Annotated in this window: 26 protein-coding genes; 17 read left to right on the top strand and 9 right to left on the bottom strand. The window is 73.3% G+C overall.

Annotated elements, in window-relative coordinates; all coding sequences use genetic code 11:
- Positions 1-64: 64 nt before the first annotated feature.
- The 3 genes from E8D34_RS12700 (at position 65) to E8D34_RS12690 (ending at position 2,367) form a co-directional block, all read left to right on the top strand.
- Positions 65-1,015, top strand: a complete 951-nt coding sequence (locus tag E8D34_RS12700) for an alpha/beta fold hydrolase (RefSeq protein ID WP_136595005.1) — start codon at positions 65-67, stop codon at positions 1,013-1,015.
- The gene (locus E8D34_RS12695) at positions 1,012-1,797 is read left to right on the top strand and encodes a trans-aconitate 2-methyltransferase (protein WP_136595004.1); all 786 of its coding nucleotides are present in this window, start codon (positions 1,012-1,014) and stop codon (positions 1,795-1,797) included. Before E8D34_RS12700 ends, E8D34_RS12695 begins: the two co-directional genes overlap by 4 nt.
- An 84-nt stretch (positions 1,798-1,881) precedes the next feature.
- Positions 1,882-2,367, top strand: coding sequence for a hotdog fold domain-containing protein (locus E8D34_RS12690; protein WP_136595003.1), 486 nt, complete (start codon positions 1,882-1,884; stop codon positions 2,365-2,367).
- Between the two features lie 6 nt (positions 2,368-2,373).
- Here the strand turns inward: E8D34_RS12690 and E8D34_RS12685 are convergent, their stop codons facing one another.
- The 4 genes from E8D34_RS12685 to E8D34_RS12670 all read right to left on the bottom strand — a co-directional run bounded on the left by E8D34_RS12685 (position 2,374) and on the right by E8D34_RS12670 (position 5,695).
- On the bottom strand, positions 2,374-3,228 hold the full coding sequence (locus E8D34_RS12685; protein WP_136595002.1) for an amino acid ABC transporter permease: 855 nt from the start codon (positions 3,226-3,228) through the stop codon (positions 2,374-2,376).
- Positions 3,225-3,920, bottom strand: a complete 696-nt coding sequence (locus E8D34_RS12680; RefSeq protein ID WP_136595001.1) for an amino acid ABC transporter permease — start codon at positions 3,918-3,920, stop codon at positions 3,225-3,227. Before E8D34_RS12680 ends, E8D34_RS12685 begins: the two co-directional genes overlap by 4 nt.
- 99 nt (positions 3,921-4,019) lie before the next feature.
- The gene (locus E8D34_RS12675; RefSeq protein ID WP_136595000.1) at positions 4,020-4,919 is read right to left on the bottom strand and encodes a transporter substrate-binding domain-containing protein; all 900 of its coding nucleotides are present in this window, start codon (positions 4,917-4,919) and stop codon (positions 4,020-4,022) included.
- Positions 4,920-4,933: 14 nt separating this feature from the next.
- Positions 4,934-5,695: an amino acid ABC transporter ATP-binding protein gene (locus E8D34_RS12670; RefSeq protein ID WP_136594999.1), complete on the bottom strand. Its 762-nt coding sequence runs from the start codon at positions 5,693-5,695 to the stop codon at positions 4,934-4,936.
- Between the two features lie 246 nt (positions 5,696-5,941).
- On the opposite strand from E8D34_RS12670, the gene E8D34_RS12665 reads away from it, so the two are divergent.
- Complete coding sequence (locus tag E8D34_RS12665; RefSeq protein ID WP_136594998.1) at positions 5,942-6,856, top strand: hypothetical protein; 915 nt, start codon at positions 5,942-5,944, stop codon at positions 6,854-6,856.
- Between the two features lie 363 nt (positions 6,857-7,219).
- Here the strand turns inward: E8D34_RS12665 and E8D34_RS20785 are convergent, their stop codons facing one another.
- Positions 7,220-7,621 (bottom strand): hypothetical protein, encoded by a 402-nt coding sequence (locus tag E8D34_RS20785; protein ID WP_168929425.1) that lies wholly within the window; start codon positions 7,619-7,621, stop codon positions 7,220-7,222.
- Here E8D34_RS20785 and E8D34_RS20780 point away from each other — a divergent pair.
- From E8D34_RS20780 to E8D34_RS12645, 4 genes are all read left to right on the top strand, one after another.
- Positions 7,605-7,754 (top strand): LPXTG cell wall anchor domain-containing protein, encoded by a 150-nt coding sequence (locus E8D34_RS20780; RefSeq protein ID WP_168929424.1) that lies wholly within the window; start codon positions 7,605-7,607, stop codon positions 7,752-7,754. The two genes, E8D34_RS20785 and E8D34_RS20780, sit on opposite strands and share 17 nt — an antisense overlap.
- Positions 7,755-7,873: 119 nt before the next feature.
- The gene (gene miaB / locus E8D34_RS12655) at positions 7,874-9,361 is read left to right on the top strand and encodes a tRNA (N6-isopentenyl adenosine(37)-C2)-methylthiotransferase MiaB (RefSeq protein ID WP_206056700.1); all 1,488 of its coding nucleotides are present in this window, start codon (positions 7,874-7,876) and stop codon (positions 9,359-9,361) included.
- Between the two features lie 169 nt (positions 9,362-9,530).
- Positions 9,531-10,262, top strand: coding sequence for a peptidase E (locus tag E8D34_RS12650; RefSeq protein ID WP_136594995.1), 732 nt, complete (start codon positions 9,531-9,533; stop codon positions 10,260-10,262).
- Positions 10,259-11,185, top strand: coding sequence for an aminoglycoside phosphotransferase family protein (locus E8D34_RS12645; protein ID WP_240771324.1), 927 nt, complete (start codon positions 10,259-10,261; stop codon positions 11,183-11,185). Before E8D34_RS12650 ends, E8D34_RS12645 begins: the two co-directional genes overlap by 4 nt.
- Before the next feature lie 211 nt (positions 11,186-11,396).
- Here E8D34_RS12645 and E8D34_RS12640 read toward each other — a convergent pair whose 3' ends face one another.
- A complete protein-coding gene (locus tag E8D34_RS12640) occupies positions 11,397-12,011 on the bottom strand; it encodes a TetR/AcrR family transcriptional regulator (protein WP_168929423.1) in 615 nt (204 codons plus the stop codon).
- Positions 12,012-12,095: 84 nt separating this feature from the next.
- Between E8D34_RS12640 and E8D34_RS12635 the strand changes: the two genes are divergently transcribed.
- On the top strand, positions 12,096-13,013 hold the full coding sequence (locus tag E8D34_RS12635; RefSeq protein ID WP_136594993.1) for a homocysteine S-methyltransferase family protein: 918 nt from the start codon (positions 12,096-12,098) through the stop codon (positions 13,011-13,013).
- Between the two features lie 91 nt (positions 13,014-13,104).
- Here the strand turns inward: E8D34_RS12635 and E8D34_RS12630 are convergent, their stop codons facing one another.
- On the bottom strand, positions 13,105-13,587 hold the full coding sequence (locus E8D34_RS12630; RefSeq protein WP_136594992.1) for an NUDIX domain-containing protein: 483 nt from the start codon (positions 13,585-13,587) through the stop codon (positions 13,105-13,107).
- Positions 13,588-13,666: 79 nt separating this feature from the next.
- On the opposite strand from E8D34_RS12630, the gene miaA reads away from it, so the two are divergent.
- From miaA to dapF, 4 genes are read left to right on the top strand one after another with little or no spacing between them, the layout of a single operon-like run.
- Entirely contained in the window at positions 13,667-14,599 is a 933-nt protein-coding gene (miaA, locus tag E8D34_RS12625; protein WP_136594991.1) for a tRNA (adenosine(37)-N6)-dimethylallyltransferase MiaA, read from the top strand.
- A gap of 29 nt (positions 14,600-14,628) precedes the next feature.
- Positions 14,629-15,198: a dihydrofolate reductase family protein gene (locus E8D34_RS12620; protein ID WP_136594990.1), complete on the top strand. Its 570-nt coding sequence runs from the start codon at positions 14,629-14,631 to the stop codon at positions 15,196-15,198.
- Positions 15,199-15,234: 36 nt separating this feature from the next.
- The gene (locus tag E8D34_RS12615) at positions 15,235-15,870 is read left to right on the top strand and encodes a pyridoxamine 5'-phosphate oxidase family protein (RefSeq protein ID WP_136594989.1); all 636 of its coding nucleotides are present in this window, start codon (positions 15,235-15,237) and stop codon (positions 15,868-15,870) included.
- The gene (gene dapF, locus E8D34_RS12610; RefSeq protein WP_136594988.1) at positions 15,857-16,759 is read left to right on the top strand and encodes a diaminopimelate epimerase; all 903 of its coding nucleotides are present in this window, start codon (positions 15,857-15,859) and stop codon (positions 16,757-16,759) included. Before E8D34_RS12615 ends, dapF begins: the two co-directional genes overlap by 14 nt.
- 33 nt (positions 16,760-16,792) lie before the next feature.
- On the opposite strand, the gene E8D34_RS12605 is transcribed toward dapF, so the two are convergent.
- Positions 16,793-17,710, bottom strand: a complete 918-nt coding sequence (locus E8D34_RS12605) for a DUF4349 domain-containing protein (protein WP_136594987.1) — start codon at positions 17,708-17,710, stop codon at positions 16,793-16,795.
- Between the two features lie 80 nt (positions 17,711-17,790).
- Between E8D34_RS12605 and E8D34_RS12600 the strand changes: the two genes are divergently transcribed.
- Positions 17,791-18,567: an SDR family NAD(P)-dependent oxidoreductase gene (locus E8D34_RS12600; RefSeq protein WP_136594986.1), complete on the top strand. Its 777-nt coding sequence runs from the start codon at positions 17,791-17,793 to the stop codon at positions 18,565-18,567.
- A gap of 86 nt (positions 18,568-18,653) precedes the next feature.
- A complete protein-coding gene (locus E8D34_RS12595; protein ID WP_136594985.1) occupies positions 18,654-20,267 on the top strand; it encodes a substrate-binding domain-containing protein in 1,614 nt (537 codons plus the stop codon).
- A gap of 65 nt (positions 20,268-20,332) precedes the next feature.
- Here E8D34_RS12595 and E8D34_RS12590 read toward each other — a convergent pair whose 3' ends face one another.
- Complete coding sequence (locus tag E8D34_RS12590) at positions 20,333-21,694, bottom strand: MFS transporter (protein WP_168929422.1); 1,362 nt, start codon at positions 21,692-21,694, stop codon at positions 20,333-20,335.
- An 81-nt stretch (positions 21,695-21,775) separates the two neighbouring features.
- Here E8D34_RS12590 and hflX point away from each other — a divergent pair, with 81 nt between their 5' ends.
- Complete coding sequence (gene hflX / locus E8D34_RS12585) at positions 21,776-23,296, top strand: GTPase HflX (RefSeq protein WP_136594983.1); 1,521 nt, start codon at positions 21,776-21,778, stop codon at positions 23,294-23,296.
- Positions 23,297-23,370: 74 nt separating this feature from the next.
- On the top strand, positions 23,371-25,392 hold the full coding sequence (locus tag E8D34_RS12580) for an ATP-dependent DNA helicase (RefSeq protein WP_136594982.1): 2,022 nt from the start codon (positions 23,371-23,373) through the stop codon (positions 25,390-25,392).
- Positions 25,393-25,407 lie beyond the last annotated feature (15 nt).

Here is a 25,407-nt window from a genome sequence, read left to right as displayed (position 1 = left end):
CAGCACGGTAGCGGATCCACAAAGAATCTTGATGTCGAGATAAGACGGGTCTACCGCGTCGCCCATGGAGCAGCTCGCCGAGCAGCACGCCGGGCGCCACACCGTGGGCCTGCCGCAGGTCTCCCTGAGCAGCCTGGTCTGGGGCCCGATCGACGAGCGGGACCGGCCGCTCGCGGTCCTCCTGCACGGCTTCCCCGACACCGCCCACACCTGGCGCCACCTCGGGCCCGCGCTGGCCGCGGCCGGCTACCGGGTCGTCGCGCCGTTCACCCGCGGCTACGCCCCCAGCGGCCTGCCGGCCGACGGCGTTCACCACGTCGCCGCGCTGATGGCCGACGCGATCGACCTGCACGCGGCGTACGGCGGCGACGACCGCGCGGTGCTCGTCGGCCACGACTGGGGTGCGATCACCGGCAACGGCGTGGCGGCGCTGCCGGGGAGCCCGTACGGGAGGGTGGTGTCGCTCGCGGTGCCGCCGATCGCCACGCTGAGCGCGGCTCCCCGCGACGCCCTCGGCGTGATCCCGCGTCAGGCCTCGAAGAGCTGGTACACGCTCTTCAACCAGCTCCCCGCGGTGCCCGAGCGGTACGCCGAGACGCTGGTCCGGCACCTGTGGCGGCGCTGGTCGCCCGGCTACGACGCCACCGAGGACCTCGAGCACCTCTGGCGCAGCATCCCCGCCGGGCCGCATCGCTCGGCGGCGTTCGACTACTACCGCGACACGTTCCGCCGGCGCCGCTTCCCCGACGCCTACCGCGCGTGTGCGGACGCCTGGCTCGACCCGCCGACGGTCCCGCTGCTGTACCTGCACGGCACGGACGACGGCTGCTTCGACGCCGGCTGGGTGCCGAAGGTCGAGGCGGCCCTCGGGCAGGAGGGGAGCGGCGGTCGGGTCGCCGTGATCGCCGACGCCGGCCACTTCCTGCACCTCGAGCGGCCCGGCGCGGTCAACGCCCGGATCCTGGAGTTCCTCGCGCTCGAGGGTGTCGAGGGTGTCGAGGGGGAGGCGCCGTGACCGCGCACCGGTGGGACCCGGACCGCTACCTGGCCCACGCCGACGAGCGCGCCCGACCGTTCGTGGATCTCCTCGCCCGGGTCGACGCGGTCGCCCCGCAGACCGTCGTCGACCTCGGCTGCGGCCCCGGCACCCTGACCGCCCTGCTCGCCGACCGCTGGCCGTCGGCGGCGGTGGCCGGCCTGGACGCGAGCCCGGAGATGATCGACCGGGCCCGCGACGCGGTGCCGGGCCTGGACTTCGAGCTCGCCGACCTGCGTGACTGGCTCGCAGAGCCCGAGACCCGCGTCGACGTGCTCGTCTCCAACGCCACGCTGCAGTGGGTGCCGGGCCACCTCGACCTGATGCCCGCGCTGGTCGGTGCGGTCCACCCCGGCGGCTGGCTCGCCTTCCAGGTGCCGGGCAACATGACCGCGCCCAGCCACGCCCTGCTGGACGGGCTCGCCGACGAGGAGCCGTACGCCGCCCACACCCGCGGCGTCGCCCGGGTCGCGGCCCACGACGCGGCGACGTACCTGCGGGCGCTGACCGCGCTCGGCTGCACGGTGACGGCGTGGGAGACCACCTACCTGCACGTGCTGCACGGCCCCGACCCGGTGTTCAGCTGGGTCTCGGGCACCGGCGCCGGGCCCACGCTGCAGGCGCTCCCCGGCGACCTGCGGCCGCGGTTCGAGGACGAGTACAAGGCGCGGTTGCGGGCGGCGTACCCCGTCGAGCCGGACGGCAGCGTGGTCTTCGGGTTCCGTCGGGTCTTCGTCGTCGCGCGCACCCCGGCGTCGTGAGGGTGGTGTCGAGGCTCGCGTCGCTCGCACCTCGGCCACCGGCGCCGTTGCCAGGCGACGTTACTGCTGAGTAACCTCGCGCCCATGAGCCAGGTCCTGAACCTCTGGAAGACCGCCACCGGCCTGCCGCTGGTCGGCCCGAGCCTCGGCAGGCGGGTCTTCTCCTTCGCGTTCGCGCAGAAGGCGCCGTACTTCGCCTCGATCCGGCCGCGGTTCACCGTGGTCGAGCCGAACCACGTCGAGCTGATGATCCCCAAGCGCCGCGGCGTGCAGAACCACATCGGCACGGTGCACGCGATCGCGCTCTGCAACGGCCTGGAGTCGGCGATGGGCGCACTCGCCGAGGTGAGCATCCCCGCCGACAAGCGGTGGATCCCCAAGGGGATGGAGGTCTCCTACACCGCCAAGGCGACCAGCGACATCACCTGCGTGGCCGAGACCGAGCAGGCCCAGTGGGACGACGCCGACGGCGACCTGCCGGTCCGGGTCCGCGGCGTCCGCGACGACGGCACGGTGGTGATCGAGGGTGTCATCCACCTCTGGGTGACGCCCATGAGGCCGTCGAGCTAGGGACCGCTAGTCCTGGTCGCCGGCGCCCACCGCCGGCACGTCGATCCTCTTCTCGCCCACGAACCGGCGCTGCACCCAGGTGGCGACCCAGGTCAGGATGAGGTTGAGCACGACGTAGGTTGCCGCGGTGACGAGGACGACCGGAATGTGGTTCTGGCCGAAGTCGGGGTCGCTGTAGATCAGCTTCGCCACGGCGGTGAGTCCGGGCGCCGCGACCGCGTAGCCGAGGCTGGTGTCCTTCAGCGCGACGACGCACTGGCTGATCAGCGCGGGCAGCATGATCTTGACCGCCTGCGGCAGCTGGATGGTGACCATCACCTGCGTCTTGCGCATGCCCAGGGCGTACGCCGCCTCCACCTGCCCCTTCGGTACGGCGTTGATGCCGGCGCGGAAGACCTCGGCGAGCACGGCGCCGTTGTAGAGCATCAGGGCGAAGACGACGCTCCAGTAGGCGCCGGTGTAGCCGCGGTCGATGCCCCAGGCGTAGAAGATGAGGACCATCGCGAGCAGGACCGGTACCGCCCGCCAGAACTCGACGACCGCCCAGCACGGCCACCGGACCACTGCGTGCTCGGAGAGCTTCCCGACGCCCAACAACGTGCCGAAGACGACCGCGAGGATGATCGCGCTGAACGCCATCTTCACCGTCTCCAGCACCCCGTCGACGAGGAACGCCTCGAGGTAGACGGGACTGACGAACGGCTCCCACTTGCGGTACTCGAACTGGTTCTCGGCGGCCAGGCGCCAGATCATCACCGCGAGGATGGCGAGCAGCACCAGCGTGCCGACGACCGTGTAGATCCGGTGCCGCGCCCGCGCCCGCGGACCGGGCGTGTCGAAGAGGACGTTGGTGGTGCTCATGCGGTCTTCCACCGCCGCTCGAGTCGGTGGGCCGCGAAGGAGTACACCTCGACGAGCACCACGAAGATCAACGCGAACACGAGGAAGATCTGGATCCGCGCGCTCGCATAGTCGTTGGTCAGCGACCGCATCACGTTGAAGGCCTCCACCACGCCCACAGCGCCAGCCACCGTGGTGTTCTTGATCAGTGCGATCTGGACGCTGGCGAGGGGTGGCACCGTGGCTCGGAACGCCTGGGGGAGCACCACCTCGCGCATCACGCCCCCGAACGGCAGCCCGATCGCCCGCGCCGCCTCCGCCTGCCCCAGCGGCACCGCGTTGATGCCCGCCCGGATCGCCTCGGCCACGAAGGACGCGGTGTAGACGATCAGCCCGAAGAGGCAGGCGGTGAAGATGTTGTTGAGCCGGATGTCGCCGGCGCTGGTCGGGATGACGATGTCGACGAGGTTGAACGTGATGCCGACCTTGGGCAGTGCGAACCGGAACAGGATCAGGATCATCAGCAGCGGGGTGTTGCGCACCAGCGACACGTAGACGATGGCGGCGTACCGCAGCACCGGGATCGGCCCCGCGCGCATCGCGGCGATGATGGTGCCGACCACCAGCGAGCCGATGCCGGCGAGCACGAACAGCAGGATCGTGTGCGTGAAGCCGATCAGGACCGCGTCGCGGTTCTCCCAGACGACGTCCATCCAGGCGTCCTCTCTGTGCTGCTGTGCTGTGCGGGGCGGATGCTGTCGTGCCGGGTGGCCGCGGGGCCGGTCGGGCCCCGCGGCACCATCAGCGGCGGATCAGGACTGGCAGGCGTCGAGCGTCGGCGTCTCCGGCGTCTCGACGTCCTCGCCGCCCAGGGTCGCCTGGAAGGCCTCCTCCCAGGCGCCGTCGTCGAACGACTCCTGCAGGACGCCGTTGATCCACTCGCACATCTCGGGGGAGTCCTTGCTGTAGCCGACGCCGATTCGCTCCTCGGAGAACTCGTCGCCGACGACCTTCAGCTCGCCCTCGTACTGGGCCGCGAGTCCGAGCAGGATCGAGCCGTCGGTCGACATCGCCGGCACGGTGCCGTTGACCACGTCCTCGGCGCACTGGCCGTAGGTCTCCGCGGGCACGCCGACCGCGCCCTTGTCGGTGACGTTCTGCAGCGACGTGGATCCGGCGGCGGCGCAGACCTCCTCGCCCTTCAGGTCGTCGATCGACTCGACGTCGGAGTCGGTCGGGACCAGGATCTGCTGGCCGGTGACCATGTACGGCCCGGTCTGGCCGACGATCTTCCGCCGGTCGTCGGTGATCGAGTAGGAGGCGAGCACGAGGTCGACGCGGCCCGACTCCAGGTAGGGCTCGCGGTTGTCGGAGATGGTCTCCTCCCAGGTCACGCCGTCGCCGGTCGGGTCGATGCAGAGATCGGCGACCAGGAGCTTCGCGATCTCGACGTCGAAGCCGGCCGGGACGTCCGAGCCTGCGTCCTTGAAGCCGAGCCCCGGCTGGTCGTACTTGACGCCGACGGTGATCTCGCCGGCGTCGGCGAGCTCGGCCATCCGGGTGCCATCGTCGAACTTGCCGTCGCAGTCGTCCGCGGCGGACACGTCGACGCCGCCGTCGCTGTCGTCCTCGCCCGCATCGCCGCAGGCGGCGAGGGTGGTGCCGACGACCAGCAGTGCTGCCGCCGCGATACCGATTTTCAACCTGCGCATATCTCTCTCACTCCTCAGTGTTTGAGGATCTTGCCGAGGAAGTCCTTGGCTCGATCGCTCTGCGGGTTGGTGAAGAACGACTCGGGGTCGGAGGACTCGACGATCTGGCCGTCGGCCATGAAGACCACGCGGTTGGCCGCGGTGCGCGCGAAGCCCATCTCGTGGGTCACCACGATCATCGTCATGCCGCGCTCGGCGAGGTCGACCATGACGTCGAGGACCTCCTTGATCATCTCCGGGTCCAGCGCGGAGGTCGGCTCGTCGAAGAGCATCACCTTCGGCTCCATCGCCAGTGCGCGGGCGATCGCCACCCGCTGCTGCTGGCCGCCCGAGAGCTGCGCGGGGTACTTGTTCGCCTGGGCGGCGACGCCGACCCGCTCGAGCAGCTCGTGGGCACGCTTCTCGGCCGCCGCCTTGTCCTGCTTGCGGACCTTGATCGGGCCGAGGGTGACGTTCTCCAGGATCGTCTTGTGGGCGAACAGGTTGAAGGACTGGAAGACCATGCCCACGTCGGCGCGGTGCGCGGCCAGCGCCTTGCCCTCCGCCGGGAGGGGCTCGCCGTCGATGCTGATCTCGCCCTCGTCGATGGTCTCGAGCCGGTTGATCGCGCGGCACAGCGTGGACTTCCCGGACCCCGACGGACCGATCACCACGACCACCTCGCCGCGGGCCACCTCGAGGTCGATGTCCTGCAGGACATGCAGGTCGCCGAACCACTTCTGCACCGCATCCAGCCGGACGAGCGCGTCGCCGTCGGCCTTTCCCCGCGTGGTCATGCCATTGCACGCTAGACCTCCCCGGTCTGATCCGGCTAGGGCGAAGTCGGCGTCTTGCCCAATCCGTGACGTTGGCGCCGGACCGGCGGGGACGGCGCTGACCTGCGGCGACGTTCGCCGTATCCCTCCGGTGGGATCGACCGCGGCCGATCGGTACGACGGGGAGGATGGTGCCCTGCGCGCACCCGGCGCCGCCGCGCTCCCTTCGCCCGACGGCCCGTACCCGCCTCAGATCCGGAGGAACCGATGACCCGCACCCGGTCCGCCCGCCGCCCCCGCGCCCTGGCCGCGCTCGTCGCCGTCGCGGTGGCCTCCTGGCCGCTCGCGGGTTGCCGGGCCGACGAGGAGCCGGCACCCGCCAGCGCGCCGCTGGCCGACGAGGTGGCCCGGACCGGTACGACGGAGGCCGCCGCGCCGAACGGCACCGCCGAGGTCGCCGAGGCCGCCGCGGACGTCGATGCCGGGGCCCTGGTCGCGGACCTCGCCGCCGCGATCTCCGCCCGACCGAGCGCGCACGTCCGGATCGAGGTGGGCGACCTGCTCACCGTCGAGGGCGACGTCAGCTACGAGGGGGACGAGCCGGCGATGTCGGTGGAGCTCACCGCGATGGGCCAGCCCGCGACGGCGGTGGTCGCCGGCGGCGCGGTCTACCTGCGGCAGGCGGGGGCCGAGAAGTACGTGTCCGTCGACGCGGACACGCCGGTCGTCGGCCCGTTGCTGGGCCGGATCGGCGGCCTGGGCCCGCAGGGCGTCGTCGACGCCCTGGAGGCCGGGCTGAGGAAGGTGGCGCTGGTCGGCCGCGAGCGGGTCGGCGGTGAGGCGATGGACCACTATCGCTGCGTGGTGGCCACCGCGGACCTGACGGAGGCCCTCGGCGGGATGGACGTTCTCGGCGGCCTCGGCGGCCTCGGCGCCGCTGGCGCGGCCGGCCCGCCGCAGCGCGTCGAGCTCGACCTGTACGTCGACGGCGACGACCTGCTCCGCCGACTGACCGCGGAGGTGGCCGGTGCACCCGTGGTCGCCACCTTCGGCGACTGGGGCCGGTCGGTGCGGGTGACGGTGCCGCCGGCCTCCGAGGTGGAGGAGCTCACCCTGCCCACGACGTTGCCCACGGAGCTGCCGACGGACCTCGCGCCGGAGGTCCGGCCCGAGCGGGGCTGACCACGGCGCGACCGCCTCCCGCCGCGGTTCCGGACCCTCCCACAAGAAATTGCGCGCCAGGGCGAAACCAAATGTCTAGTCCGTCGTTGTAGATCGACGAGGCGCCGTGTGAGGGCTGCCAGCGGGTGATCGGGCCCCCGGTGGCGGCGCGGCGCTCTCGGGGGATCGACCGCCACCTGGCGGCGACGTCTGCCGGTGCAGCCGTGCACGGGCGGGTCCACAACTGGGGGAAATCATCATGCGCAGAATCATCATGGTCGCCGCGGCCATGACGGTGTTCGGAGCCGTCCTGTTCAACGCCGGTCCGGCGTCCGCGACGTGGGGCTACTGGCACACGGGGATCAAGTGCAGCAAGTGGTTCGGCTACCACTGCGTGGAGTGGCCGCCGCACGACCACCACAAGCTGTGCACGAAGACGCCGCCGAGCACGCCGCCGGCCACGACGCCCCCGGCGACCACGCCTCCGGCCACGACGCCTCCGGCCACGACGCCGCCGGCGACCACGCCCCCGGCCACGACGCCTCCGGCGACCACGCCCCCGGCCACGACGCCCCCGGCGACCACGCCTCCGGCCACGACGCCTCCGGCGACCACGCCTCCGGCCACCACGCCCCCGGCCACGACGCCTCCGGCCCCGACGCCTCCGGCGACCACGCCTCCGGCCACGACGCCTCCGGCGACCACGCCGCCGGCCACGACGCCGCCGGCCGAGACGCCGACCACGGTCACGGCCACCGAGACGCCCACGGTGACGAAGACGACCACGAAGACGCCGCCGCCCGCGACCACGCTGCCCAACACCGGCTCCAGCGACAGCCTCGCGATCGGCCTCGGGCTGGCCGGCGTGGCGCTGCTGGCCGGTGGCGGGCTGGTCGCCGCGGCTCGCCGACGCGCCTGACCCACGGCTGACCCGCCACCCGGCACATCGAACGCTCGCGGGGCCCGGACACACCCGGCCCCGCGAGCGTTCGCGAGTTCTCCGACGGGGACCTGCCCGCCGTACCCTTGATGACTGTCATGAGCGCGCGCACGTATGAGGTCCGCACCTACGGGTGCCAGATGAACGTCCACGACTCCGAGCGGATCGGTGGGCTGCTCGAGGGCGCCGGCTACCGCGCGGCGGGCGAGGGCGACCAGGCCGACATCGTCGTGTTCAACACCTGTGCCGTGCGCGAGAACGCCGACAACCGGCTCTACGGCAACCTCGGCCACCTGGCGCCGATCAAGGCCGCGAACCCGGGCATGCAGATCGCCGTCGGCGGCTGCCTGGCCCAGAAGGACCGCGCCACCATCACCGAGCGCGCCCCGTGGGTCGACGTCGTCTTCGGCACCCACAACATCGGCTCGCTCCCGGCACTGCTGGACCGGGCCCGCAGCCAGGAGGAGGCCCAGGTCGAGATCCTCGAGTCCCTCGAGGTCTTCCCCTCCACGCTGCCCACCAAGCGCGAGTCCGCCTACGCCGCGTGGGTCTCGGTCAGCGTCGGCTGCAACAACACCTGCACGTTCTGCATCGTCCCGAGCCTCCGCGGCAAGGAGAAGGACCGCCGTCCCGGCGAGATCCTCGCCGAGATCGAGGCGCTGGTCGCCGAGGGCGTCTCCGAGGTCACCCTGCTCGGCCAGAACGTGAACTCCTACGGCGTCGAGTTCGGCGACCGCCAGGCCTTCTCCAAGCTGCTGCGCGCCTGCGGCGACATCGAGGGCCTGGAGCGGGTCCGGTTCACGTCGCCGCATCCCGCGGAGTTCACCGACGACGTCATCGAGGCGATGGCCGAGACCCCGAACGTGATGCCGCAGCTGCACATGCCGCTCCAGTCCGGCTCCGACCGGATGCTCAAGGCGATGCGCCGCTCCTACCGGCAGTCCAAGTACCTGGGCATCATCGAGCGCGTCCGCGCCGCCATGCCCGACGCCGCGATCACCACCGACATCATCGTCGGCTTCCCCGGGGAGACCGAGGAGGACCACCAGGCCACCATCGACGTGATCCGGGCCGCGCGGTTCTCCGGCGCGTTCACCTTCCAGTACTCCAAGCGCCCCGGTACGCCGGCCGCGACCCTGCCGGACCAGATCCCGCCCGAGGTGGTCAAGGACCGCTACCAGCGGCTCGTCGACGTGGTCAACGAGATCGCCTGGGAGGAGAACAAGAAGCTCGTCGGCCGCGAGGTCGAGCTGATGGTCGCCGAGGGCGAGGGCCGCAAGGACGCCGAGACGCACCGGCTCTCCGGCCGCGGCCCCGACAACCGCCTGGTCCACTTCGAGGCCGACTTCTCCGCCGCCGGCGGCATCGCGCCGCGCCCCGGCGACATGGTCACCACGCGGATCACCTACGCCGCACCGCACCACCTCGTCGCCGACGGCCCGGTGCTGTCGGTGCGTCGCACGCGCTCCGGTGACGCCTGGGACCTGCGCCAGGCCCAGCCGGACGCCGGCCCGGGTCAGGTCGGCCTCGGCATGCCCAAGGTCGGCGTACCGGCTCCGCTGCCGCCGGCCCCCGCCTGCGGCTGACAGCCCTGAGGTGCCACGGCGTCTGCGGCTGAGCCGCCGCCGCTGGTTGAGGTGCGAGGGCGTCTGCGGTTGAGCGACCCCGCCGCCGCTGGTTGAGGTGCGAGCGCAGCGAGCCTCGAAACCGAGGCGCCACGCGCGTTGTGACGCACCCCTTTGACAGGATCGGGCCGTGCCCGCCGACGCCCCCACCATCCTCGCGACCTCCGGTGGCGTCGTCCCCGGCGCGCGGACCCGCTGGTCGGTCGGGCCGCTGACGTCGTACGCCGTCGACCTGGCGGGCGTCGACGCGCGCCCGCCGAAGGTCTGCTTCGTGGCGACCGCCTGCGGCGACGCGACCGAGGTGATCCGCGACTTCTACGACATGGCGCAGCAGGCCGGCTTCGCGGCCAGCCACCTGCAGCTGTTCACGATGCCGAACGTCGAGGACGTCACCGCGCACCTGCTCGACCAGGACGTGGTCTGGGTCTGGGGCGGCAGCGTCGCCGGGCTGCTGGCGATGTGGCGGCTGCACGGCGTCGACGAGGCGATGCGGACCGCCTGGGAGGCGGGCGTGGTGCTCACCGGCGTCTCCGCCGGCTCGATCTGCTGGCACGCGGGCGGCACCACCGACTCCTTCGGCCCCGCGCTGCGGCCGATCACCGACGGGCTCGGCCTGGTGCCCTACTCCAACGGCGTCCACCACGACTCCGAGGAGCAGCGCCGCCCGCTCTTCCAGCGGCTGATCGGTGACGGGGTGCTGCCGGCCGGGTACGCCACCGACGACGGCGCGGGGGTGCTCTACCGCGGCACCGAGCTCGCGGGCGCCTTCTCCGAGCGCCAGGGCGCCGGCGCCTACTTCGTCGAGCGGGACGCCGGCGGCGGGGTCGTGGAGACCGCGCTCGACGTACGGCTGCTCCGGTGAGCGACGCGCTCGACGGCGTGGTCGGCTTCGAGCCGCTCGCGGGCGGCCACTCCGGCGAGACCTTCCTCGCCGACACCGGCGCCGAGCGCGCCGTGGTGCGGATCTTCGCCGCGCCCCGGCACCGGTCCGACGCTCCGGAGGTCCAGGCCGCGCTGCTGCGCCTGGTCCGGGGGCTGCTGCCGGTGCCCGACGTCAAGGAGGTACGCCGGCCGCGGCTCGACCCGACGACCGGCGAGGACGCGCCCGGGCTGCTGGTCACCTCGTTCCTGCCCGGGGTGCGCGGTGACCTGCTGCTGGCGGGGCTCCGCGCCGCCGGGGACGAGGACGGCCTGCGTCGGATGGGCGCCGCGGTCGGAGGCGTGGCGGCCACGCTCGCCGGCATGCCGACGCTGCGTGCCGGGCTCTGGGCCGACCCCGACCTCGGGGTCGAGCCGTTCGCCCCGACCGTTGCGGGCTGGGTCGACGACCACGCCGCGGCGCTGGCCGAGCGGGCCTGGTCGACGGTCGACCTCGATCGCCTGCGCGCGATCGCGGAGGAGGCCGACGACGTGCTGGCCGGCCTGGAGCGGACCTGCGTCGTGCACAGCGACCTGAACCCGAAGAACCTGCTGCTCGACCCCGAGACGCTCGCGGTGACCGGGGTGCTCGACTGGGAGTACTGCCACAGCGGTCACCCGTGGACCGACCTGGGCAACCTGCTCCGCTTCGACCGGTTGCCGACCTACGCCGAGGCGGTGCTCGGCGCCTGGTGCGACCGGCACCCCGCGGACCCCGCGGAGGTGCTGCGTGGCGCCCGCGCCGCCGACCTGACGGCGCTCGTCGAGCTGGCCGCGCGGGCCGGCGCGAACCCGGTGGCCGATCGGGCCGCCGTGCTGCTGCGCGCGATCGTCGCGGCGGGCGACCTGGGGGCGAGCGAGCTGTAACACGCCGTACTCCGGTCCGGTCGGCCGTTGGCGGCTGTGACACGCCGTTCGCCGCACTCCTCGGCCGTCGGCGTCGGTAGGAGCCCGTTGCGCCGGCCTTCCAGGGTCGTGAACGGCCGACCAGATCGCGCAACAGCGTGTTGCAGCGCGCCGACCGCAGCCTCACGCCGGCCCCGGCCCCACGCCGGCCCCGCCCACGCCGCGGCGTGTCTCACGCCGCGGCAACCCCCAGCGCCGCGGCGAGCAGCCGTCGCAGCACGCCGAGCTGGGCCCGCATGTGCGCGGGCGAGCCGGTGGAGCGGCACAGCAGGAACGCGCCCTCGAAGGTGACGAAGACGTGGTCGGCGAGCGCGTCGACGTCCTCCAGCTCCAGGCCGCCGGCCGTGGCGGCCTCCGTGAGCAGGTCGGCGATCCCCTTGCGCCAGGCGGTGATCGCGGTGTTGATCAGGTCCGCGGTGCCGGCGTCGGCGAGCTGGCGCTCGGTCAGCACGGCCACGTAGAGGCAGCTGCTCTGTCCCGACATGATCTCGTCGGCCCGGTCCTCGAAGTGCCGGACGAACGCCACCACGCGCGCCGCCGGGTCGGCGACGTCGGCGGTGGCGTCGAGGGCGGCGTCCAGGTTCGTGATGTCGGCGGTGACGTAGCGGTCGGTGAGCGCCCGGGCCAGGTCGAGCTTGGAGCCGAAGTGGTGGAAGAAGGCGCCCTTGGAGGTGCCGGCCGCGCGCAGCACGTGGTCCAGCGACGTGGCCGCGTAGCCGTTCTCGATCACCAGCTTCTCGGCGGCGTCGAGGATCCGTTCGCGGTTCAGGCTTCCGTCCTTCGGCACAAACCACCTTGTATCAGACCGAATGGTCTGATACAAACAGACCGTTCAGTCTGTTACCTACCTCACATCTCTCGGAGCATTCCCATGTCCCAGCACGACCTCTCCTGGCTCGCCGCGAACCGCTACGTCAGCGACGGTGGCCTCGAGACCGACCTGATCTTCAACCACGGCGTCGACCTCCCCGAGTTCGCCTCGTTCCCGCTCGTGGAGGACGCGGCCGGACGCCGACTGCTGCACGACTACTACGACGGCTACGCCGCGGTCGCCCGCAAGGCCGGCGCCGGCCTGACGATGGAGTCGCCCACCTGGCGCGCGAACCCCGACTGGGGCGCCCGGGTCGGGTACGACGCCGCCGGCCTCGCCCGCGTCAACGCGGCCGCCATCACCTTCCTCCGCGAGGTGCGCGAGGAGTACGCCGACCTCGCCGACGCCCGCATCATCGGCGCCGTCGGCCCCCGCGGCGACGGCTACGTGGCCGGCGAGAAGGCCGACCCCGACGAGGCGGCCGACTACCACCGCGCGCAGGTCGCCGTGATGGCCGGGGCCGGGGTCGACGTGGTCGCCTCCTACACCTTCACCGGCCCCGAGGAGGGGATCGGGCTCACTCGCGCGGCCCGCCAGGTCGGCGTACCGGTGCTGGTGGGGTTCACCGTCGAGACCGACGGCCGGCTGCCCGACGGCACCACCCTGCGGTCGGCGATCGAGCAGGTCGACGCGGCCGACGCCCCCGACGGCTTCATCGTCAACTGCGCCCACCCGACCCACATCGCGCCCGGTGTCGAGGACGAGGGGGCGTGGCTGAGTCGGATCGTGCAGGTCAACCCCAACGCCTCGACCATGACCCACGACGAGCTCGACGCGGCCGAGGAGCTCGACGCCGGTGACATCGACCTGCTCGCCAGCTCGTACGACGCGCTGCGGCCGGCGCTCCCGAGCCTGGCCGTCGTGGGTGGCTGCTGCGGCACCGACGCGCGGCACGTCGCCGCGCTGTGGGGCGTCTGAGCCTGCAGGCCGTCGTCACATCCCGAATGGCCCCAGAAGTGCGAGAAAAGGCGACCAATCTGGATGTGACGACGCGGCCGGTGGCCCCGGCTCAGAAGCCGAAGTGCGACAGCGGGCTGAGGCTGTGGTCGCGGATCCCGCGCAGCACCGCGGCCTCATGCGGCACCACGGGCGAGGGAAGGTCGGAGAGCGGCCACCAGCGCAGGTCGGCGCTCTTCTCGGGCTCGACGATGTGCGGGTCGCCGATCCACGAGCGGGCGACGAAGAAGAAGTCGACCCGCTCGTCGATCGCGTGGCCGCGCTGGGTGCGCTGCATCGCGGTGACGAACTCCAGCGCCAGGTCGTGCACGCCGATCTCCTCGGCGGCCTCCCTCGCGGCCGCCGCCTCGGCGGTCTCCCCGGCCTCGATGTGGCCCGCAGCCGCGGCCGCCCAGTGGTCGTCCATGTAGCCGGTGCCCTGCCGCAGCTGCAGCAGCACCTCGGGGCCGTGCACGCAGTCGCGCAGCAGGAAGACGTACGCCGCCGGCACGATCGCGAACCGCACCTTGCCGGTCGCGGGGTCGGTCACGCTCATCGGGTCCTCCTGGGCTGATCGGGCCGCAACAGCCTACGGCGACTGGGCGCGCGACCGATCGGCCGGGGAGACTGGTGCCATGCAGTCGAGCCAGCCGGGTCGGACCCCGATCGTCGCGATCGTCGGCCCGACCGCCAGCGGCAAGACCGCGCTCTCCCTGGACCTCGCCGGGCGGTTGGGCGGGGAGATCGTCAACACCGATGCGATGCAGGTCTACCGCGGCATGGACGTCGGCACCGCGAAGCTGCCCGTCGAGGAGCGCCGCGGCATCCCGCACCACCTGCTGGACACCCTGGAGGTCCGCGACCCGGCGACCGTCGCGGAGTTCCAGCGCTGGGCCCGCGCGGAGATCGCCGCGCTGCGGGCCGCCGGGCGCCCGCCGGTGCTGGTCGGCGGCTCCGCGCTCTACACCCGCGCGATCCTGGACCGGTTCGAGTTCCCCGGCACCGACCCGGCCGTGCGCGCGCGGCTGGAGGGGGAGCTGGCCGAGGTCGGCAGCCCCGCCCTGCACCGCCGGCTCGCCGAGGCCGACCCGGCCGCCGCGGAGCGGATCGAGGTCGACAACGGCCGCCGCGTGGTCCGCGCGCTGGAGGTCATCGAGATCACCGGCCGCCCGTTCAGCGCCACCCTGCCTGTCCTGGAGTACGTCGACCCCGCGACGATCCAGATCGGCGTCGCGATCGATCGCGGCGTACTGGAGGAGCGGATCCGGCTGCGCGTCGACCTGATGTTCGCCGACGGGTTCGTCGCCGAGGTCGAGCGGCTGCTGACGGAGGGTCTGGCGGAGAGCCGCACCGCGGCCGCGGCGATCGGCTACCGCCAGGTGATGGACCACCTGGCCGGGGAGATCGACCTGGCCGAGGCCAAGGAGCGCACGGTGATCGCCACCCGGCGGTTCGCCCGCCGGCAGATGGCCTGGTGGAAGAACGACCCGCGGATCCACTGGCTGGAGTACGACGACCCCGACCGTGTCGCGAAGGCGCTGGCGCTCGTCGGCTCGGTGTCGGGCTGAGTGTCGGCGCCGGGCCCTACGGTGGCCCCATGAGTCGCGTCGTCTTCTACACCGCCACCACGCTCGACGGCTTCCTCGCCGACCCCGACGACTCGCTGGACTGGCTGATGCGCCAGGAGCAGGACCACCAGGGGGCGCTCAACTACGAGGAGTTCATCGCCGGGATCGGGGCGCTGGTGATGGGCTCGACGACCTACGAGTGGGTCCGCGACAACCTCGAGCGCTCCGGTGAGGCGTGGCCCTACGAGCTGCCCACCTGGGTGATGTCCTCCCGCGACCTCCCGGCGGTCGAGGGCGCCGACCTGCGGTTCGCCCGTGGGGATGTCCGTGCCGTCCACGCCGCGATGCTCGAGGCCGTCGGCGGACCCGCCGGCAAGGACCTGTGGGTGGTCGGCGGCGGCGACCTGGCCGGCCAGTTCGCCGACGCCGGGCTGCTCGACGAGGTGGTCGTCTACGTCGCGCCGGTGGTGCTGGGGGCTGGCCGGCCGCTGCTGCCGCGCCGGCTCGACCTCGAGCTGCTGGAGGCCACTCAGAACAAGGCGTTCGTCGCGGCGCGGTACCGGGTGCTCGGCCCGCTGGCCGAGGACCGTCCGGCCTGAGCCACCGGCCCCGCCCCGCGCCGTACCCTTGTCCGCGTGAGCGACTGGACCGAGATCGGCGACGAGGCGGCGCTCGTCGAGATCCTCGGCGAGCCGAACGAGCGCGCCCGGAACAAGGAGCGCACCGCGCTGACGGAGATCGACCGGGCGTGGCTGGCGGCGTCGCCCTTCTGCCTGCTGTCGACCGCGGCCGCCGACGGCACCTGCGACGTCTCGCCGAAGGGCGACCCGGCCGGCGGCCTGGTGCACGTCCTGGACGACAGCACCATCGCCATCGCCGAGCGACCGGGCAACCGGCGGGCGGACGGCTACCGCAACATCCTGGCCAACCCGCACGTCGGGCTGGTCTTCCTGATCCCCGGACGCGGCGACACGCTCCGGATCAACGGCAGGGCGCGGTTGGTCAGCGCCGCTCCGTTCTTCGACGCGCTGGTGGTCAAGGGCCACCGACCGCAGCTCGCGGTGGTGGTCGAGATCGAGCAGGTCTTCTTCCACTGCTCGAAGGCGTTCCTGCGCTCGCGGCTGTGGGAGCCGGAGGCCTGGGACCCCGACGGCGTGGTCCCGCGGCGCGCGGTGATCGCCGCCGAGCTGGAGCCGTCGGGCAAGACGGTCGCGGAGCTGGACGAGTACTACGGACCCGGATATGCGGAGGGCCTCTATGAACAGTGCTGACCACGCGCCCGGAGCGAGCTACCCGTTCCTCAAGGGACACGGCACCGAGAACGACTTCGTGCTGCTGCCCGACCACGACGGCGCCGTTCACGGCGAGCTGGCCGCCGAGCGGGTGCGCGCGCTCTGCGACCGGCGCGCCGGCATCGGCGGCGACGGCGTACTGCGGGTGATCCGCACCGCCGCGATCCAGTCGATCTCGGGGGTCGGCCTCGGCCAGGACGCCGAGTGGTTCATGGACTACCGCAACAGCGACGGATCGATCTCGGAGATGTGCGGCAACGGCATCCGGGTCTTCGGCCGCCACCTGGCGCTGGCCGGCCTGGTCGACCCCGTCGGGCCCGTCCCGGTCGCCACCCGCGACGGGGTGAAGGTGCTGACCTTCGCCGACGGCGCGGCCGACGGCGCGATCACCGTCGACATGGGCGCCCCGAAGGTGCTCGGCGAGACCGCGGTCTCCATCGGGGAGCGGACCTGGCCCGCGGTCCACGTCGACATGGGCAACCCCCACGCGGTCGCGTTCCTCGGGGACGCGGGAGCCGGCGGGGACCTGGCCGAGGTCGGCGCCTTGATCGAGGCCCCGGTCCACGACCCGGCGGTCTACCCGCACGGGGTCAACGTCGAGTTCGTCGTACGGCGCGGGCCGGCCCACGTCGCGATGCGGGTCCACGAGCGTGGCTCGGGGGAGACCCGCTCCTGCGGCACCGGTGCCTGCGCGGTCGCGGTCGCCACCGCCCTGGCCGACGCCACGGCCGGTGGCGGGGACCGGCGCGACACCGACTACCGGGTCGACCTGCCCGGCGGCACGCTGACGATCCGCTGGACCGCCGACGACCGGGTCCTGATGACCGGACCCGCCCTGGTCGTCGCCGCGGGCACCACCACCCTCTGACCCGACCCGGGGGTCAGGCACCGCCCGGGTCGGTCAGGTGGTGGCGGGTCGGCGGCGGCGCCGGACGAGCAGCACCGGCACCCCCACCAGCAGCAGTACGACGGCGAAGGGCAGCGCCCAGCCGGCCACGGTGGCCGCGGCGACCGCCACTGCGACCAGGGCGTGCCAGCCGTCGGCGAGTCCGCCGAGGAAGCCCCGGGCCTCCTCCGGCTCCGGCGCCGGCTCGGCGTCCGTGCGCTGCACGGTGAGCGTGATCGTGGACTTCGAGGTCTGGTCGGCCAGGTAGGCCTGCTGCTGCTCCAGCGAGTCGAGATCGGCCTGGCGGCGGGTCAGCTCGGACTCGATCCGGACGATGTCGCCGATGCTGGTCGCGCGGTCCAGCAGCTCCTCGACCCGCTGCAGGCTGCGGCGCTGGGCGCGGATCCGGACCTGGACGTCGATCACCTGCGTGGTGACGTCCTCGCTGCTGGAGCTGGAGCGCTCCAGGTCGGCGACCTCCTGCAGCTCCTGGTACGCGTCGGCGAAGTGCTCGGCGGGCACCCGGATCACCATCCGCACCGAGCGCACCTCGCCGTCGTCGTCGGTACGGGTGGTCTGCTCGGTGACCTCCCCGCGGTACTGGTCGACCACCTGCTGCGCCTCGAAGCCGGACTGCTCGACGTCATCGCTGAGCAGCGCGACGTTGCCGGTGGAGATGATCGCCTTCTCGGCGACGTACCCCTCGCCGCCGCGCGCCTCCCGGTCGGCCGCCGAACCGGCTCTGGGCTCGTCGAGCGCGACGGCGCCGGCGTCCAGGCCGTCGGAGAGGTCCCCGACGGCCATCTCGGGGCCGCCGTCGACGGCCGCCGGGGCGGCGGAACCGGCGTCGGAGGAGTCCTCGGAACCGGAGCAGGCGCCGAACGCGAGCACCGGGACGAGCAGCAGCGGCATCAGGGATCGGGCGTTGGTCATATCGCACAGACGGCGCTGCCACGTGGACGGTTCCCGGACAGCCGTTCGGTTTTCCGGCAGTTGTCGCTAACCTCCCGGCCATGGAACTCTCCGGATCCTCCGCCATCGTCACCGGCGGCGCCTCGGGCATCGGCGCCGCCGCGGCCCGCCAGCTGGCCGCCAAGGGCGCCACCGTCGTGGTCGCCGACCTCCAGGCCGAGAAGGGCGAAGCGCTCGCCGCCGAGATCAACGGCGTCTTCGCCCTGGTCGACGTCACCAACACCGAGCAGATCGCCGGCGCGGTCAAGGCCGCCGCCGAGATCGCGCCGCTGCGGGCCGTCGTCAACTCGGCCGGCATCGGCTGGGCCCAGCGCACCATCGGTCGCGACGGCACCGTCGAGTCCGCGCACTCGCTGGAGGCCTTCACGAAGGTGATCGCCATCAACCTGATCGGCACCTTCGACATGGTCCGTCAGGCCGCCACCGCGATGAGCCTCAACGAGCCCGACGAGGACGGCTGCCGCGGCGCGATCGTCAACCTCGCCTCGGTGGCCGCCTTCGACGGTCAGATCGGGCAGGCGTCGTACTCCGCCTCCAAGGGTGGCGTGGTCGGCATGACGCTCCCGGTGGCCCGCGACCTCGCGGCGGCCGGCATCCGCCTCAACACCGTCGCGCCCGGTCTGATCGACACCCCGATCTACGGCGAGGGCGAGCAGGCGGAGGCGTTCAAGGCCAAGCTGGGCGAGAGCGTGCTCTTCCCGAAGCGCCTCGGCTCGGGCGCCGAGCTCGCGAGCATGGTGATGGAGTGCCTCACGAACTCGTACATGAACGGCGAGGTCATCCGCGTCGACGGCGGCATCAGGATGCCCCCGAAGTAGCACCCGGCTGCGGGGCGGGCGCGAGGGAGCGCCCGCCCCGCTCGGGGAATCACCCGGCTCGGGAGCAACCAGGGAGGAGACAGGTCGTGGTGCGCGAGGAGATGGCCCGGCACCGGCGGGTGCGTGAGCGGAGGTCCGTGGGCCCCGTCGCGCTGGTGCTGCTGATCGTGGTCGCCGGTGTGCTCGGAGCCGGCGCCATGCGCCTGATCGGATCCGGAGGCGCCGACGCCGACAGCGGCGCCGGCCCCGACGTCTGTCCCGGCCCGAGCATCGTGGTCGCTGCCGCGCCCGAGATCGCCACCACCCTCCAGGGGGTCGTCGCCGACGCCGGGTGCGACCAGGTCACCGTGAACCCGGTGGCGCCGGCGCTCGTCAGCGCCCGGGTCGCGGCCGGCAAGGACACCCCCGACGTCTGGATCCCGGACTCCTCCAGCTGGGTCGCGCGGGCCGCCACGGCCGCGCCCGAGACGCCGCAGCCGCTCGTCGAGTCGCTGGCCACCTCGCCGGTGGTGCTCGTCTCCGCGGACGGTGAGCCGCCCAGCAGCTGGCTCGAGGCGCTCTCCTCGACCGACCTGATCCCCGGGGACCCGCTGACCTCCGCCGCCGCGGCGGTCCCGCTGGTGGCGGGCTCCGCCGAGGCGCGCGCGACCGGCGTCGACCTGGCGGCCACGCTGGTCCCGCTGGCCCAGTCCCAGGCGGACGCGCGCCAGGCCGCGCCGGACGACGTGACCCGGTTGAAGAAGATCGCCTCCGCCGGGGCGGGACTGACCGCGGTCAGCGAGCAGGAGTACCTCGACACCGCTCCCGCGGGCGTCGTCGCCGCCGTCCCCGACGCCGGGACCGTGATGCTCGACTACCCGGTGCTGCTCACCACGGGCGAGGAGCGTCGCGCCGACATCGACCAGACCACCCGCTCGCTGGTGGAGGCGCTCGGCACCGACGCGGCGCGCACGGCGCTCACCGAGGCCGGCTTCCGCGCCCCCGACGGCGCCCTGGTGAAGGGCGGCGTCGGCGACGTGACCGTCCTGAGGGCGAAGGCCGAGGACGTCGGCGCGGTGCTGCGCGCGTGGACCACGCTGGTGATGCCGACCCGCGCCCTCTCCGTCGTGGACGTCTCGGGGTCGATGGACTACCCGGTCGCCGGCGACCAGACGCGGATCCAGCTCCTGATGGCGGCGACCTCGCAGGGTCTCGGGCTGTTCCCCGATGCCGCCGCGATCGGCCTGTGGGCGTTCTCCGAGCGCCTGGACGGCGACACCGACTACCGCGAGCTCGTGCCGATCCGAGGCCTCGGCGAGAAGGTGCGCAACGGCACGCAGCGCGACGCGATCCAGGCCGGCACGGCCTCCCTGGCCGGCCTCACGGGCAACGGCACGGGGCTCTACGACACCACGCTGGCGGCGTACCGGGAGGTGCTGTCGGGGTACGACCCGGACGCGTCGAACGCGGTGATGCTCTTCACCGACGGCGCCAACGACGACCCCGGCAGCATCAGCCTCCGGGAGCTGCTGGCGGAGCTGCGCGAGCTGGCGGACCCGGCCCGTCCGGTGCGGATCATCGCGATCGGCATCTCCGGCGACGCCGACGAGGACGCGTTGCGCACCATCGCCCAGGCCACCGGCGGGCAGTCCTACATCGCGAAGAACCCCGCCGACATGCCGAAGGTGTTCAGCGAGGCGATGGGCGCGCGCACCGGCTGAGGATCGGCCGGCGGTCGGGTACGGCGAGCCGTCGACCCCGAGCCACGGCTCCCGGACCGATCCGGCTACGCCACGCGCGCGACCGCGTCCTCCACGGACCCGCCGCGCACGATCGCCGCGCCGAAGACGCCGATCAGGGCCGCGAGCACCGCCATCACCAGCACCGGCGCCGTCCACGAGCCGGTGGCGTCGTGCAGCACGCCGGCGCCGAAGGTGGCGACGCTGGCGCCGAGGTAGCCGACGCCCTGGGTGAGTGCGGAGAGCTGGGAGGTGCCCTGCGGCGTCCGGCTGTGGTGGGCGACCATCGCCAGGATCCAGGTGAACGCGCCGCCGCCGAATCCCAGGAGGACGGCCCACGGGAAGCCGCCGAGGGCCAGCGGTGCGGCCAGCAGGCCCGCCCAGCCGGCGATCGTCGCGGCGGCGAACAGGACCGGCAGCGCGATCGAGCCGCGGGTCATCCGGATCAGCGTCGGCAGCGCCAGGGTGACCGGGATGCCGACGCCGGTGATCATGCCCAGCAGCAGCCCCGCCCGGGAGGCGTCGGCCCCGGCGTCGGCGAGGATCGAGCCCCACCAGCCGAACTGGACGTAGGCCTGGCCGGCCTGGATCGCGAAGCAGCCGCCGAAGGCCCAGCCGAGCGGGGTGCGGGCGACGGCGGCCAGGGTGATCGCGGGCGCCGGGCCGGCCGGCGGGTGCGTCGTCGCCGTGGGTCCGACGGTGGGTCCGACGGTGGGTTCGACCGTGGGTTCGACGGCGGGTCCTGCTGCTGACGCGGCGGCTGCGGCGGCCCGCGCGTCGGCGCGGTCCGAGCGCAGCGTGGGCAGCCACAGCACCGCCGCGACGGCGGGCACCAGCGCCCAGCAGGCCAGGCCGACCCGCCACCCGCCGAGCGCCTCGCCCACCGGCACGGTGGCCATCGCGGCGAGCGTCGCGCCGCCCACGATGGTGGCGCCGTACAGGGAGCTCACCGTCGTCGCGCTGATCCGCGAGCCCGGCTGCCTGAAGTGCCGGTTCGCCAGCGGAGGCAGCACCACGTTCCCGACGGCCACCGCGGCCATCGCGACCACGGTGGCCCCCAGGAAGACCATCGGGCTGCCGGTCAGCGCACGCCCGACCAGTCCCGCCGCGATGACGAGCAGCAGCACCACGGTGACCCGGTGCACGCCGTGGCGCAGGACCAGGCGGCCCGCCCCGAGGCCGACCACCGCGAAGCACAGCGGCGGCAGGGTGGTCAGCAGGCTGACGCCCGTCGCGGAGAAGCCCAGCTCGTCGCGGACGGTGGGCAGCAGCACGCTGAGGCTGCCGATGCCGGTACGCAACGAGAGGGCGAGCAGCAACACCGCCAGCAGCAGTACGGCGGCGCCGACCCGGTCGCTGCGCGGCCGGTCGGCGTCCGGCGGACCGGGAACGGCGGGGGAGACGGGCACCCGGTGATTCTCCCGACGCGGTGCAGGGGCCGGATAATCGGGAAGCAAACGGGGCCGCCCGTGGTTAACCTGAACGGACCCATGACGAATAACGCACACGACTTCTCCCTGCAGGCCGAGCTCGACGCGACCGAGGCGTGGGACGACGCCGAGTCCCTCGGGCTCGACGCCGATCTCGACGACGATCCGCTCGACGGCCCGCTCGACGACGGCTCCGGCGACGACCCCGAGGACGACCCCACGCTGGGCGCGATGGACCTGGCCGAGCGCCACCAGCTGCGCCGCGTCGCCGGCCTGCGCACCGAGCTCGAGGACATCACCGAGGTCGAGTACCGCCAGCTGCGCCTGGAGCGCGTCGTCCTGGTCGGCGTCTGGACCGAGGGCACGGTGGAGGACGCCGAGAACTCGATGGCCGAGCTCGCGCTGCTCGCCGAGACCGCCGGCTCCGACGTGCTCGAGGCGATCTACCAGCGCCGGCAGAACCCCGACCCGGCGACGTACGTCGGCCGCGGCAAGGTCGAGGCGATCCGCGAGATCGTGCAGGCCACCGGCGCCGACACCGTGATCTGCGACGGCGAGCTCGCCCCCTCCCAGCTGCGCAACCTGGAGGACCGGGTCAAGGTCAAGGTGGTCGACCGGACCGCGCTGATCCTCGACATCTTCGCCCAGCACGCGAAGTCCAAGGAGGGCAAGGCGCAGGTCGAGCTGGCCCAGCTCAACTACATGAAGCAGCGGCTGCGCGGCTGGGGTGGCAACCTCTCCCGCCAGGCCGGTGGCCGCGCCGCGGGCGGCGAGGGCATCGGCGGCCGTGGCCCCGGTGAGACCAAGATCGAGACCGACCGGCGCCGGATCAACGACCGGATCGCCAAGCTGCGCCGCGAGCTCAAGGCGCTGGAGGGCACCCGCGCCACGATGCGCCAGGAGCGCCGGCGCAACGAGATCCCCTCGGTGGCGATCGCGGGCTACACCAACGCCGGCAAGTCCTCCCTGCTCAACCGGCTCACCGGCGCCGGGGTGCTGGTCGAGGACGCGCTGTTCGCGACGCTGGACCCGACCACCCGTCGTACGACGACCGCCGACGGCCGCATCTACACGATGAGCGACACCGTCGGGTTCGTGCGCCACCTGCCGCACCAGCTGGTCGAGGCGTTCCGCTCGACCCTGGAGGAGGTCGCCCAGTCCGACCTGATCGTGCACGTGGTGGACGGCTCCCACCCCGACCCGGAGGGCCAGCTCTCCGCGGTCCGCGGGGTGCTCGCCGAGATCGGCGCCGGAGACCTCCCCGAGCTGGTCGTGATCAACAAGACCGACATCGCCGACCCGATGACGGTCACCCGGCTGCTGCGCAACGAGCCGCACTCGGTGGCCGTCTCCGCACACAGCGGCGAGGGGATCGAGGAGGCGATCAAGGCCGTCGAGGCCGACCTGCCCCGTCCGGGCGTCGCCTTCGACGCGCTGGTGCCCTACGCCCGCGGCGACCTGATCGACCGGATCCACAAGGACGGCGAGATCCGCAGCATGGAGCACACCGCCGAGGGCACGCGGGTGGCCGGACTGGCCACGGAGGCGCTCGCCGGCGACCTGGCGGCGTACGCCGTCTGAGCCGGTCCCCGATCGAGCGGGCGCCTGTGGAGCGTCGATGCGGCGCGGTCGGACCGCGCGGCTAGGGTTCTCGGGTGTCCGCTGAGCCCGCCGCCTCCCCCCGCTCCTCGGCCAGCAGCCCGGTCCGCGACACGCTGGCGACAGCGGTCGGCGCCCTCGGCGGCCAGCAGCGCGACGGCCAGGTGGCGATGGCGGAGGCGGTCGCCTCGTCGATGGCCGACCGGCGGCACCTGCTGATCCAGGCGGGCACCGGCACCGGCAAGTCGCTGGGCTACCTGGTCCCGGCGCTGCTGCACGACGACCGGGTGGTGGTCGCCACCGCCACGCTGGCGCTCCAGCACCAGCTGGTCGAGCGGGACCTGCCGCGGCTGATCGACGCGATCGGCACCGTGCCCGGCGTGGACACCTCCTTCGCCGTGCTCAAGGGGCGCTCCAACTACGCCTGCCTGCACCGGGTCCGCGAGGGAGCCCCCGACGACCAGGGCGAGCTGATCCAGCTGCCCGAGGGGTCGATGGGCAAGAAGGTGCTCGAGCTGCGGGCCTGGGCCGAGCAGCAGGCCGAGGACGGCGGCTCGGGGGAGAAGGACGCCGCGCCGCGGCACACCGAGAAGGAGTGGCGCCAGGTCAGCGTCAGCCACCGGGAGTGCCTCAGCGCCGCGAAGTGCCCGTTCGGGCAGGAGTGCTTCGTCGAGCAGGCCCGGGAGAAGGCGCACCGCTCGCACCTGATCGTCACCAACCACTCGCTGCTCGCGATCGACGCGATCGAGGGCGTGCCGATGATCCCCGAGTACGACACGGTGGTGATCGACGAGGCGCACGAGCTGACCGCCCGGGTCACCCAGGCGGCGACCGACGAGCTGTGGGTGGCCGAGGTGGACCGCACCGCGCGCCGCGCGGCCCGTCACGCCGACGGCGACGCCGCGACCGACCTGGGCGACGCCGCGGACACCCTGCGCGACGCCATGGCCGAGGCGCGGCCGGGCCGCTTCGACCCGGTCCCCGAGGCGATCGCGGACGCCCTCGCGCTGGTCCGCGACGCTGCCCGCGCCTGCGTCTCGGCGTTCCCGAAGCAGAAGGACGGGGAGGCCGACGCCGCCTTCACCCAGGCCAAGGGTGCCGTGCAGGAGCTGTTCGCCACCGCCGAGCGGATGGCCGCCGGCTCCGACGCCGACGTGCTCTGGATGACCGAGGGCACCGACCGGCTGCCACCGCGCCTCTGCGTCGCGCCGCTGCAGGTGTGGGGGCCGATGCGCGACAAGCTGCTGGCCGACAAGACCGTGGTGATGACGTCGGCGACGCTGATGCTCGGCGGCGACTTCTCCTCGGTGGCCACCGGCGTCGGGCTCAAGCCCACCGAGCGGGTCGAGGCCGGGTCGCCGCGCACGAAGGCGCCCGAGGGCGTGGAGCCGTGGGTCGGCCTGGACGTGGGCAGCCCGTTCGACTACCGCAAGCAGGGCATCCTGTACGTCGCCAAGCACCTGCCGCAGCCGGGCCGCGACGGCCTGGCGCAGGCCCACCTGGACGAGATCGTGGAGCTGGTGGACGCCGCCGACGGCCGCGCGCTCGGGCTCTTCTCGAGCCGTCGCGCCGCGGAGACGGCCGCCGAGGAGGTACGCCGCCGGCTGCCCCACCTCACCACGCTGGCCCAGGGCGACGCGCAGCTGCCCGAGCTCGCGCGCCAGTTCGTCGACGACCCGCACACCTGCCTGTTCGGCACGCTCGGGCTGTGGCAGGGCCTCGACGTGCCCGGCGACACCTGCCAGCTGGTGATCATCGACCGGATCCCGTTCCCGCGCCCCGACGACCCGCTGATGAGCGCGCGGCAGCGTGCCGCCGACCGGGCCGGCGGCAACGGCTTCATGCAGGTGGCGGCCACCCACGCGGCGCTGTTGCTGGCCCAGGGCGCGGGCCGGCTGATCCGGACCCACGCCGATCGCGGCGTCGTCGCCGTACTGGACCCGCGGATCGCGACGGCGCGGTACGGCGGCTTTCTCACGTCCAGCCTGCCGCCGATGTGGCCGACCACGGATCCCGCGGTGGTGCGCAAGGCGCTCGGCCGACTCGCCGGTGAGGCGCCGGCCGAGCAGACCGGCTGACCGGACCGCCGGGCC

Source organism: Nocardioides sp. GY 10113 (genome assembly GCF_004919105.1).
Classification (GTDB): domain Bacteria; phylum Actinomycetota; class Actinomycetes; order Propionibacteriales; family Nocardioidaceae; genus Nocardioides.
The sequence above is the reverse complement of the archived record's forward strand: the minus strand, read 5'-3'. Positions and strand labels throughout refer to the sequence as shown.